The organism is Candidatus Cloacimonadota bacterium (genome assembly GCA_011372345.1).
Classification (GTDB): Bacteria; Cloacimonadota; Cloacimonadia; order Cloacimonadales; family TCS61; genus DRTC01.
This window is the reverse complement of the sequence record DRTC01000016.1, coordinates 1-11,662: the sequence shown is the minus strand read 5'-3', so window position 1 is coordinate 11,662 and position 11,662 is coordinate 1. Positions and strand designations below refer to the sequence as shown.

Below are 11,662 nucleotides of genomic sequence, written 5' to 3'. Positions count from 1 at the left end.
GGTCTTCAATCGCAACTGTTTTTAAAATTGGAACTTCCCAATCCAGATTCTGATCTCTTAATTCAAAAGCGAATTTCAGTTCCAGTATTAGTCTATCAGAACCGGTTCTGTCACCTTTGTTCACGACTAAAATATCAGCAACTTCCAACAATCCTGCTTTCATCGCTTGAATGGAGTCTCCGGATTCGGGAACTAAAACCACGATCGTTGTATCGCAAACTTGAGCGATATCCAGTTCGATCTGTCCGACTCCCACAGTTTCGATGACAACATAATCCATTCCGGCTGCATCCATTATCAATGCTACATCTTTTGTCTTGGAAGCCAATCCTCCCAAACTTCCCCGTGTTGCCATACTTCTGATGAAAACATTTTCGTGCAAGGCAAGGTCGTTCATTCGGATCCTGTCTCCGAGCAATGCTCCTCCGGAAAAAGGTGAAGTCGGGTCTACTGCAATTATTCCAACTTTTTTATTATCATCCAATAATTTTGAGACGAGAGCATTTACCAGAGAAGATTTTCCGGCTCCTGGAGGTCCGGTTATTCCAATATGAAATGCTTTTCCTGTGTGAGGGAAGATATTTTCCAATAGTTCGGGATTGGAGTTATTTTCTATTTGTGTGATCGTGCGAGCGATTGTGATTTTATCTGCTTTTAATAATTTTTCAAGATTAGTCATTTTTTTTCTCAATTTTAATTGTGCGATTAATCATCAAGTCTTCCTATTGTTCATTTTACTATCAAACAAAGAATTACATAGAATTCTAATCTCAAATCGACTCATATAAAATCTCCGTCACATCCAAAACCTGAATATCGGTTTTCATTGATTTCAAAGTCTCCTCGAACATCTGCAAACAATACGGACAGGCAACCGCAATCACTTCTGCTCCGGTATCGATCAGCTGTTTCAGACGGACATTGGCGATCCGTTCATCTTTATCCCATTCCATCCATAAACCGCCGCTTCCGGCTCCGCAACACACACTTAAATTCCGATTAAAGTTTTCAACTTCCAAGAATTTCAAAGCAGGAATATTTTTCAAGATATTTCTCGGTTCTTCATAAATATTGTTTTTCCTGCCTAAAGTACATGGATCGTGATAAACGACTTTTTTCTTAAATTCTTTTTTTGGTTCGATCTTTCCTTCATCGATAAGTTTGGATAAAAATTGAGTGATATGAAGCGTTTCAAAATCCGCACCGAATTCAGGATATTCATATTTGAAAGTCGTATAACAATGAGGAGAACTGACCAGAACTCTTTTCACTCCGGAATTGGAAAATTCTTTGATATTGGCATTACAGACTTCTTTAAAAACCTGTTCTGCTCCAATTCGTCGAATTGCTTCTCCACAACAATGTTCTTTTATCCCTAAAATACCAAATGAGATTCCTATTTTTTGAAGAATTTTAGCAGTTGCTCGAGCAACATTTTGATTTCTCGAATCATATGCTGGTAAGCAACCCGGAAAATACAAATATTCCATTCCTTCCTGAAATTCGGGAACATCAATGTCTTTTGCCCAATCGGCTCTTTTCTCTATCGGTTCACCAAAAGGATTTCCCACATTATGAATTTTCTGAACAGTCGATTTCAAGACTTCCGGATAGGAACCGAAATCAACCAGCAACCTTCTCGCAGCTCGTAATATTTTTGGAGTATCGATTCCGTGAGGACATTGATCCACACAAGCTTCGCAACCGACACAACGATATATTTTATCTATTTCTTTTGCCAGTTCATCTTTATCTTCGCTGCTGGCAACCATTCCCATTGCTGTTTCCAATGAAAAACGATAGACAGGAAAATCGTAAAGACCAACTTGGAACCAGGGACAAATACTCGTACATTTTCCGCATTGATAACATTTATAGATCCCTTCCGCTCCTTCTTCGAGCAGAACTTCCCGAATCTCCTCATTAATTTCTTCTGTTATGTTTTTTTTAGGATCCAAGCAGAACCTCCATCATCGATGAAATCTGTAAATCCTGCAGATTTTTCTGTTGCGTCGCTCCTGACGGACAAACCGAAATGCAACTTCCACAACCGACACATAAAGCATTTTTGACTTCCACAACTCGTTTTTTCTCATCAAATACTCTTGCTTCATATGGACAAACCGGAATGCACAATTTACAACCTGCACAAACATCTGCATCCACAAAAGCGATTTGAGGATCGAGAGAAAGTTCTTTTTGGGAGAACATTTCCAGAACTTTGGATGCAGCTCCAGAAGCTTGAGAAACCGTATCCGGAATATCTTTGGGAGAATGACAACATCCTGCTATAAAAAAACCGGGAGTCATTGATTCGACTGGTCTTAATTTCGGATGTATCTCGCTGAAAAAACCATTTTCATTTGTTTGAATTTTTAATTTTTTTGCAAGTTCGATTGCTTCTTTTGTCGGAACAACTGCAGTTGCCAGCACGACCATATCACATTTGATCCTTAACTGCTTTCCGGTTAGAGTATTAACAGTCCAGATAACAAGACCGTCACCTTCTTTCAAAATCCTTGAAGGTTTTCCGCGAATATAAAGAACATTATCCTGATCTTTGACTCTCGTGAAAAATTCTTCATAATCTTTCCCGGCAGTCCTGACATCGATCGTAAAAACGATTGCTTCGCCATCCGGAACCTGATGTTTATAAAGATGAGCATGCTTGACATTATACATACAACAGATCTTCGAGCAATAGGGAAGATGATGTTCGGGATCACGAGAACCGACACAGGAAATAAAAGCGACTCTTTCAGGAATTTTACTATCAGATGGACGCAGAATTTCTCCTTCAGTCGGACCGGATGCGGAAACTAATCTTTCAAATTGCAGACTTGTGATCACATCAGGATATTTATCTGCACCATATTCGCTGAAATTTTCTTTAGGATAAGTATCATAACCGGTAGCAAGAACGATTGCTCCAAATTCATCTTCAATAAAAGAGTCTTCCTGCTTAAAATCGATTGCTTTTAGAGTGCAGATTTTCTGACATATTCCGCACTTTCCATCTTTAAGAAAATAAGTGCAATGTTCTTTATCGATAACAGGTTTGTTGGGAACAGCTTGCGGAAATGGAGAATAGATAGCTTTCCTTTTTCCCAATCCTTCCTCAAATTCAGAAATAACTTTTATTGGACATTTCTCCGTACAATCACCACAACCTGTGCATTTATTATGATCGACATAAGCAGCTTTTTTTCGTATTTTTACTTTAAAATTTCCGATATACCCGGAAACTTCGCTAACTTCCGAATAAGTGATCAGTTCGATATTTTCATGTTGTCCAACCTCGACCATTTTTGGAGTGAGAATACATTGTGAGCAATCGAGCGTGGGAAAGGTTTCGGAGAGTTGCGCCATGTGTCCGCCAATGGAAGGATTCTTTTCCACCAGTGTAACTTCATAACCGGAATTAGCAATATCGAGAGAAGCCTGAATTCCGGCAATTCCCGCTCCAATAACAAGAGCTTTTGGAGTAACTGGAACTTTTATCGGAACGAGAGAATCATTTAATTTGATCTTTTCGATCAGGGAACTGGTTATTGAAATCGCTTTGAGAGTTGCTTCGTTCATATCGGAATGAACCCAACTGCATTGCTCGCGAATATTAGCAATTTCGAGAAAATATCTATTCAATCCGGTTGTTTCGGCAGCTTTTCTAAATGTCTCTTCGTGCAGGGAAGGAGTGCAGCAGGCAACAACAACACGTTCCAATTTATCGGTGATGATACTTTCTTTGATCAAATTCTGTCCGGGTTCGGAACACATATATTTGTAATCCCGGCAAACAGTTACATTCGGATTTTTACTTATTTCCTGAACAACTTTTTCGATATTGACGGTTGAACTTATGTTTTTACCGCAATGACAGACGAAAACTCCGGTTTTTTTCAATTTCTATTTCATCTCCAGAATTTTTTCTTTCAGAACAGGAATCACTTTGAATAGATCATCCACAATCCCATAATCCGCTTCATGAAATATCGGAGCATTCGCATCTTTGTTGATGGCAACGATGGTTTCGGCATTCTTCATACCGGCAACATGCTGAAAAGCTCCGGAAATTCCAATAGCGATGTACAATTTCGGTTTGATCACTTTTCCGGATGAACCGACCTGCCTGTCTTTGGGAAGCCAATCTGCATCAACGATCGGTCTGGAGCAAGCAACGACTCCTCCAATAGAATCAGCAAAATCTTCGATCATCGCTAAATTATCCTGCTCTTTAATACCGCGTCCGATTCCGATGACAACATCAGATTTTGTAATATCCACATCTCCAGCAACTGCTTCGATATACTCGATGAATTTTCTGTAATCAGGTGATTTGGAAATCGGTGAATCAAGGTTTGATATTTCTGCTTCAAGATTGCTTTCTTTTGCTGGGAATGAACCTGAACGAACTGTTAAAATGTAAGATGAATTTTCCCGGAGACTCACTTTTGCATCCAATTTTCCATCGAACATCTGTCGGATCACTTTCACATTATTTCCTTCAATCTCGATATCCAGGCAATCGGTCGTGAACGGGATTTTCAGTTGCGTTGCCAGAGCCGGACAAAGATCCATGCCAAAGGCAGTATGACCGATCAAAAAGATAAACGGATTTTCTTTTTGGATCAAATCTGAAAGAACGAGTTGATAAGTTTCCGCATTAAATTTTTTAAAGATTTCATTATCGAAAATTAGAATTCGATGAGCTTGCTCTTTAATTTTTTCAACAATTTTTTTAGTATTATAACCGAGAACAACAGCAGTTAATTTAGAGTTGTTTTTTTCAGCAAGTTTTCTACCGCAGGCTAAAAGTTCAAAACTGATATCCCTGATTTCTTCCTGACGATGTTCTATCAAAACAAATATTTCTGACATTCTTTCCTCCTAAATTAGACCTTTTTCTTTGAAAATTCCTGCAAGTTTTCCCGCTGTTTCACCTGCTGTTCCGGTTATAATTTCAACTCGTTTGGAGATGGGAGGAACAAATAATTCTTCGAGAATGGAATTGCTGATAAATTCATTCTGTTGCAATTCTTCTTTTCCAATAACCTGAATTTCCTTTTTAGCCGCTCTTCTGATCGCGATCAGAGATGCATATCGCGGTTCATTGATTCCAGTCTGAATGGTGAAAAGTGCCGGTAACGAAATATCAAGATGTTCGATCAGTCCACCTTCTAATTCGCGTTGCACATCCGCTCTGTTTTCGTTAACATCAAAATTAATGACTAATGTCGCATGTGGAATTTCAAGTAATTCCGCAAGTGTTACACCAATTTGCGAGTAAGCATCATCTGTAGAAATACATCCTGTAAAGATAATATCGTAATTCAGATTTTTGATTACAGTTTGCAGAATTTGAGATGTCTGATAAGCATCGAGATGATCAAAATCTTCTGCTTTGATCCTGATAGCATTATCTGCTCCTTTTGCCAGAGCAATGCGTAATGTGTCTTCCGTGTCTTTTTCACCAAGAGAAATAACCGTGATGTTTCCACCGAATTTTTCCTTCATCAAAACAGCTTCTTCCAATGCATAAGTATCGGATTCATTCGTATCGAAAGTCAAACGATCCTTCTCGATGTCTTTCCCTGTGGAATCGATCCTTACTTCTGCTTCTGCAGTTTGCGGAACGCGTTTAATACAGACTATTATATCCAATATAACCTCCCTTAAATAAATTTCAAAATATCTAAAAAAACTAAATTACTAAAATCCAAAATCTTTTGTTTTTTTTTGTCATTTAGAATTTTTGTTTTTTAGTTTTTTATTTAACTAATTCCGTTGCTATCACTAATTTTTGTATCTCAGATGTTCCTTCATAAAGTTCGAGAATTTTTGCATCACGATAATATCTTTCCACTGCGTAATCTTTTGTATAACCATAACCTCCGTAAATCTGTACGGCTTTTCTGGTTACATCAACTGCGATCGTGGTTGCATAATATTTTGCCATGGCAGCTTCTTTTGTAAATTTTTTAATTCCGGCATCTTTACACCAAGCTGAGTAATAAACCATTAATCTGGAAGTATGGATTTGAGTTGCCATTTCAGCCAGCATATTCTGGATCATTCCCTGCTTGCAGATCGGTTTACCAAAAGTTTTTCTTTCCTTAGAATATTGGACAGCATCATCAAGAGCAGCTTGCGAAATACCGACAGCTTGAGCTCCAATATCGATCCGGGAAACATCGAGGGTGTTCATACAAATAAAAAATCCTTTTCCTATCTCTCCGAGAAGATTTTCTTTTGGTATTCTACAGTCTTCAAAGATCAATTCGCAGTTTCCGGTTGCTCTGATTCCCATCAGGTTTTCATGTTTTCCAAGAGAGAATCCGGGAGTGTCGCGATCAACGATAAAAGCAGAAATTCCTTTATGTTTCAAATTTTTATCCGTATAAGCAAAAACTACGAAAATACCGGCAGCAGTTCCGTTGGTGATAAATCTTTTTGCTCCGTTCAGGATATAATGATCTCCATCGAGTACTGCCGTAGATTCCATTGCTGCCACATCAGAACCGGCATTTGGTTCAGTTATTCCAATCGCACCGATCTTTTCTCCGGAACATAATAATGGTAAATACTTTTCTTTTTGTGCTTCCGTACCGAAAGTTAAGATCGGATAAGTGCAGAGTGAATTATTTACGGCTGTGATAACTCCGGTGGAAGCACAAGCTCGTGAAATTTCTTCGATCGCGATTGCCAGGGAAACAAAATCAAATTCCGAACCGCCGTATTTTTCCGGTACAATAATTCCCAGTAAACCCATATCTGCTAATTTCTTTATGCTTTCATAAGGAAATTCACCTGATTCATCGATTTCCGGAGCTAAGGGAGCCAGTTCGTTTTCAGCAAATTTTCTAACCTCTTCTTTTAACATTTTCTGATCATTTGATAATTCAAAATTCATATAATTTTATCCTCCTATTTTCATTGATATTTTTATCTAATATGGATTTATTGGTTTTATTGATTTAATTTTTGAAAAATTGCTTACATTTTCAGTAATGATTTCTTTTATTCCATATTCAATCATCGAAGCTATTATCAATGCATCCCAAAAGTGGATTCTCTTTTCCTGATTAAGTTTCATCGCTTTTTTTTGTGATTCTTCTGTTCTATCAATTATAATCCATTCTTCAGAAGATAGAATATCCTCAACAATTTCCCTTGCTTGTTTAACAGAAACTGGTTTCTCAACTTTTTTTGTGATTACAATAAAAAATTCACACAAATTTTGAAGTGTAATTAAAGTTCCATCTTCCCATGCTTTTTTAACAATCTCATTGGATATTTTATGTTTTCTTTCATCTATTTGATCATAAGCATAGACTAAAATATTAGTATCAATAAGAGGAAGGTTACCTTTTGTGTAATTCATTTCGCTCCTTGAATAACAACTTACCCATATCGATTCCTTTATCTAATAGATGCAATTGTCTTTCTTTTGCTTTTTGAGAACGGTTTTTGTCAATTTCAATTACTATTGCTTTCACATGCTGACCTTCATTTAGATCAAGAGATTTTAACAGTTCTAATTTTTTTTTATGATAAATTGCTTCTACTACTTTAAACATATCTACTTCCCGAGTATCTGTCTGGCGATCACGATTTTCTGGATTTCGGAAGTTCCTTCCCCGATTTCCATCAATTTCTCATCACGGATGAATCTTTCCACCGGATATTTTTTAGTAAGACCAAGCATACCGTGAATCTCGATTGCCATATTTGTCGCTTTCATTCCGATCAAGGAAGCATAATATTTTCCCATTGCAGCTTGTTTTGTGTGCGGTTTATGAGCGTCTTTAAGTTCTGCTGCCTGATATATCAGAAGTCTGGCAGCTTCGATTTCCGTTCCGATCTCTGCAATTGAAGATTGGATAGATTGATGTTTGGACAATAATTTACCGGAAATGGAATTAGATTTTACGAATTTAACAGTTGCATCAAGAGCTCCCTGAGCAATTCCCAGAGCTAGAGCACCGATCGAGATTCTTCCTCCATCGAGAGTTTGCATGAAAATTCTAAAGCCATCTCCTTCTTTTCCCAACAAATTTTCTTTGGGGATTTTGCAGTCTTCAAAGATCAATTCGGAAGTTATCGAACCCCGTAATCCCATTTTATCTTCTTTTTTTCCGAGTGAGAATCCAGGAGTACCTTCTTCTACTACAAAAGCAGAAATTCCATGATAACCTAAAGCCGGATCTTTGGTCGCGGTCAGAACTATGATATCAGCAACATGACCGGATGTGATAAAACATTTATCACCATTGATCACATATTCATCATCGATAAGTTTATAAGTTGTTTGAGTTCCAGCTGCATCACTGCCGGCATTTGGTTCCGTCAATCCAAATGAACCGATTTTCTCACCTTTTGCTAAAGGAGTGAGCCATTTTTGCTTTTGTTCATCGTTTCCAGCAAGATAGATAGGAGCAACAGCCAGCGAAGTATGTGCAGCATAAAAAATTCCGGTCGAACCACAAGCCCGACTGATCTCATCGACAGCAATCGCATACATCAGAGTTCCCTGTTCGGAACCTCCGTATTTTTCAGGAACACATAAACCGTAAAGTCCCATTTCACCCATTTGTTTAACGAGATCGTGAGGAAATTCATCGTTTTTATCGAGTTCGATAGCTCGAGGTGCAACTATTTCATCTGCATATTTTCTTATCTTTTCTCTGAATTTTTGATGTTCGTCACTTAATATCATTTTAATAATCCTTTTGCAATTTCTTCTTTCATAATACGAGGAGATGCATCCAGAAGCTGCACAACTTTCGCATCCCGGAAATATCTTTCCAGAGGATAATCTTTTATATAACCGTATCCGCCGTGAATCTGGATGGAATTCAATCCGCAAAAGATACCTGTTTCACTCGCAATAATACGAGCGATTTTTGACTGCTCGGAATAATCTTCTCCATTATCAAATCTGGAAGCAGCATCATAAATAAGTAATCTAACAGTTTCGATTTTGATTTTCATATCCGCCAGCATATCCCTGATCATAGGAAATTCAGAGATCGTTCTCCCAAACTGCACCCGTTCTTTGGCATATTTTATGGAAGTATCGAGAGCAGATTGAGCAATTCCCAAAGAGATAGCAGAAAATCCAATATTGGAAAAATCTCTAATTTCAGATTGGATATCATCTTTTTTGTCGTCAGTGAGGAAACAATTTTCTTTAATCATGTTTAGATCCTGAAATTCTGCTTCCGTAAATCCGGCTGTTCTCATTCCCAGCAGATTTTTGGGATCGGGAAATATACCTCTCGTATTTTTATCAAAAATAAAGTATTTAGTATTTTCTTTTGTTTGGATTGGCATAATATAAAAATTCGCAGCTTCTCCATTTAAAATAAATTCTCGATGACCGGAAAAAATATAATTGTCTCCCTCTGTTTTAAGATCATTTTTTTCTTGCGGAAGGTCGATTTCAGGTTCGCAGATATAACCACCGATCTCACCTTCAGCAAGTTTATTCAAGTATTTTTCTTTGAGAGATTCCTGGCCGAATTTCATTAATGGATATGCGATCAGGCAATTATTCGCTACCAGAATCGTTCCGATCGAAGCACATACTTTGGAAATTTCCTTAACTGCGATGCAAAGGCTGGTCATATCCAGTTCTACTCCACCGTATTTTTCAGGAATGATTAGACCCAACAAACCGAGGTCCACTAATTTTTCAACAATTGCTATTGGGAAAACTCCATTCTTCTCGATTTCCTCTGCTGCTGGTTCGATTTCTGAAACTGCAAATTTCCTGAATTCATCGCGGATCATTTTTTGTTCGTTATTTAATTTTATTAAACTCACCTAACCTCCTAAATTTTTTATATATAAGGATTCTACAAAATGAAAAAAGCATGTCTTTCTGAGGTTTTCTCTTTCCTGAAAGAGACGGTTTCTTTCAGAGGTAATCTCCTGAAGAATCTTGAAATTCTTTCAATCTTCTATCAAGATTAAGAATCTTATTGTTTGTGGAATTCCTTCGAGAGAAAAGCAATCCCGAAAGCCTTCGGGACTCAGGATGACACACACGATTATGCAGAACTATTAAATCATTTTCCGATCATAAATTCTTTTGATTTTTTAGGAACACTGGAATCTGTCAGCGTTTTCAATACAGAATCCAGATATTCGAGATATTTTTTGTCATCCTTGGTAGTTGCTTTGGTTTTTGTAGATTTTTTTGTTTTGTTCACCACCTCAAAATTGTTAGAAAAATTTAAGAGGATACGATTTACTAATTCTGATGTTGAAATTCCACTTGGTTTTGCAATTTTTTTTAATTTTTTAATTAATTCAGTTTCAAGGTTGATTGTGAAAGGTCTTCTCATGCTTTTCATATTGACTCCAAATATATCTTTCGCTTTGCTATTACAACAAGATTCTTTATAATTTTCATAAAAGAAATTTTAAGAAAAAAATCGAATTCTTATGTCAAGAAATTTTCTTTTCAAGATCAAATTTATTCTAAAAATTTATTATCCCGTTAAAGCAGCAACTGCGATCGAATATAATTTTGATGAATCGCTGTCACTTCTCGAAGTGAGAACAACTGGAGCTTTAGCTCCAACCAGAACACCTGCCATTTTTGCATTCGCCAGATACACTCCGGCTTTATAGAAGGAATTGCAGGCTTCGATATTTCCAAAAACGATGGCATCTGCTTCTCCATTTATAGGACTATCGAATCCTTTGGTTTCGCAGGATTTTTTGGATATTGCCAAATCGATTGCCATTGGCCCATCCACGATCCCGCCTTTTACCTGTCCTCTTCTGTTCATTGTTGAGATGATGGCAGCATCATAAGAATTCTGGTAGTCCATTGCAACCTTTTCCGAACAATTTAATAACACTACTTTTGGTATTTCGATCTCAAATTTGTGACAAATCTCGATCAGATAATTGGTCATTGCAATTTTCTGTTTGAGATCCGGTTGCAGGATAACGGCAATATCCGAGACAAAAAGTAGTTTGGGATAAGTCGGATATTCCAAAATCGTAACATGAGAAAGGATCGATTTTGGTGGCATGATCCCTGTTTGTTTGTTCAGGATTTCTTTAAGATAATCAGCAGTGCTGATCAGACCTTTAACCAACACGCCTGCTTTTCTTTCCCGAATGAGTTGGACAGCAATGCGAGCAGATAACCGCGGTTCTTTTTCGTCGATTAGTTCAATGTTGGAAATATTAAAATTTATATCGTTAGCGATTTTTTGTATTTTATGCTTATCTCCAACCAGGATAACATTCACCAGATCCTGATCTTTTGCTTTTTTCACCGCTGTTAAGATATCCCTTTCTTCCGCAGCAACAACTGCAATAGTGCGTTTTTCTAATTTGTGTAATCTGTCTAAAACCTGATCTAACTTAGTAATTGGCATTCATTTTCTCCGAATTTATTTTTCTTGTTTTTCTTGTTCCCAAATTCCATTTGGGAACACAATTGTATAAGAAATTTCATTTCGATTTTTCTTTATTCCACCAAGAGAATCAAAGTAAAACTTTTTCAACAATAACATTCCCAAATGGAATTTGGGAATGAGGTTCAGAAATCCCGGAATGGAATTTGGGAATGAGGTTAAGAAACCTTGGAATGATAAATTATTCCTTAATTTTATACCTTCCCGGATCATCAAAAACATCG

The 11,662-nt window shown here is 37.3% G+C and carries 12 protein-coding genes; all 12 read right to left on the bottom strand.

All coding sequences use genetic code 11. The features are described 5' to 3' along the window. Nucleotides 1-679: methylmalonyl Co-A mutase-associated GTPase MeaB (gene meaB, locus ENL20_00310; protein ID HHE37004.1), on the bottom strand; the 679-nt coding region annotated here is incomplete at its 3' end. 91 nt (nt 680-770) lie between these two features. After that, nucleotides 771-1,958 (bottom strand): (Fe-S)-binding protein, encoded by a 1,188-nt coding sequence (locus ENL20_00305; protein ID HHE37003.1) that lies wholly within the window; start codon nt 1,956-1,958, stop codon nt 771-773. Beyond that, nucleotides 1,948-3,903: a CoB--CoM heterodisulfide reductase iron-sulfur subunit A family protein gene (locus ENL20_00300; GenBank protein HHE37002.1), complete on the bottom strand. Its 1,956-nt coding sequence runs from the start codon at nt 3,901-3,903 to the stop codon at nt 1,948-1,950. Before ENL20_00300 ends, ENL20_00305 begins: the two co-directional genes overlap by 11 nt. Nucleotides 3,904-3,906: 3 nt before the next feature. Continuing rightward, nucleotides 3,907-4,878: an electron transfer flavoprotein subunit alpha/FixB family protein gene (locus tag ENL20_00295; GenBank protein ID HHE37001.1), complete on the bottom strand. Its 972-nt coding sequence runs from the start codon at nt 4,876-4,878 to the stop codon at nt 3,907-3,909. Nucleotides 4,879-4,887: 9 nt separating this feature from the next. Next, nucleotides 4,888-5,682, bottom strand: coding sequence for an electron transfer flavoprotein beta subunit/FixA family protein (locus ENL20_00290; protein ID HHE37000.1), 795 nt, complete (start codon nt 5,680-5,682; stop codon nt 4,888-4,890). 85 nt (nt 5,683-5,767) lie between these two features. Next, nucleotides 5,768-6,910 (bottom strand): acyl-CoA dehydrogenase, encoded by a 1,143-nt coding sequence (locus ENL20_00285; GenBank protein HHE36999.1) that lies wholly within the window; start codon nt 6,908-6,910, stop codon nt 5,768-5,770. Between the two features lie 36 nt (nt 6,911-6,946). After that, nucleotides 6,947-7,381, bottom strand: coding sequence for a PIN domain-containing protein (locus ENL20_00280; protein ID HHE36998.1), 435 nt, complete (start codon nt 7,379-7,381; stop codon nt 6,947-6,949). Continuing rightward, nucleotides 7,362-7,577 (bottom strand): DUF104 domain-containing protein, encoded by a 216-nt coding sequence (locus ENL20_00275; protein ID HHE36997.1) that lies wholly within the window; start codon nt 7,575-7,577, stop codon nt 7,362-7,364. Before ENL20_00275 ends, ENL20_00280 begins: the two co-directional genes overlap by 20 nt. Before the next feature lie 2 nt (nt 7,578-7,579). Then, a complete protein-coding gene (locus tag ENL20_00270) occupies nt 7,580-8,716 on the bottom strand; it encodes an acyl-CoA dehydrogenase (GenBank protein HHE36996.1) in 1,137 nt (378 codons plus the stop codon). Beyond that, nucleotides 8,713-9,825, bottom strand: a complete 1,113-nt coding sequence (locus ENL20_00265) for an acyl-CoA dehydrogenase (protein HHE36995.1) — start codon at nt 9,823-9,825, stop codon at nt 8,713-8,715. Before ENL20_00265 ends, ENL20_00270 begins: the two co-directional genes overlap by 4 nt. A 245-nt stretch (nt 9,826-10,070) precedes the next feature. Further along, nucleotides 10,071-10,358: a hypothetical protein gene (locus ENL20_00260; GenBank protein HHE36994.1), complete on the bottom strand. Its 288-nt coding sequence runs from the start codon at nt 10,356-10,358 to the stop codon at nt 10,071-10,073. Between the two features lie 138 nt (nt 10,359-10,496). Then, nucleotides 10,497-11,399, bottom strand: coding sequence for a phosphate butyryltransferase (locus tag ENL20_00255; GenBank protein ID HHE36993.1), 903 nt, complete (start codon nt 11,397-11,399; stop codon nt 10,497-10,499). Between the last annotated feature and the right edge of the window lie 263 nt (nt 11,400-11,662).